Raw genomic sequence first — 283 nt, forward strand, 5'->3', positions numbered from 1 at the left:
TAACACATGCAAGTCGAACGATGAACCACTTCGGTGGGGATTAGTGGCGAACGGGTGAGTAACACGTGGGCAATCTGCCCTTCACTCTGGGACAAGCCCTGGAAACGGGGTCTAATACCGGATACAACACTCTCGGGCATCCGATGAGTGTGGAAAGCTCCGGCGGTGAAGGATGAGCCCGCGGCCTATCAGCTTGTTGGTGAGGTAACGGCTCACCAAGGCGACGACGGGTAGCCGGCCTGAGAGGGCGACCGGCCACACTGGGACTGAGACACGGCCCAGA

At 59.4% G+C, this 283-nt stretch carries 1 rRNA gene; it reads left to right on the top strand.

What is annotated here, in order from left to right:
• A 16S ribosomal RNA gene (locus PUR53_RS15970) occupies window positions 1–283 on the top strand; the annotation flags it as partial.

This window comes from Streptomyces sp. SP18BB07 (assembly GCF_036322545.1).
Lineage (GTDB): Bacteria > Actinomycetota > Actinomycetes > Streptomycetales > Streptomycetaceae > Streptomyces > Streptomyces deccanensis.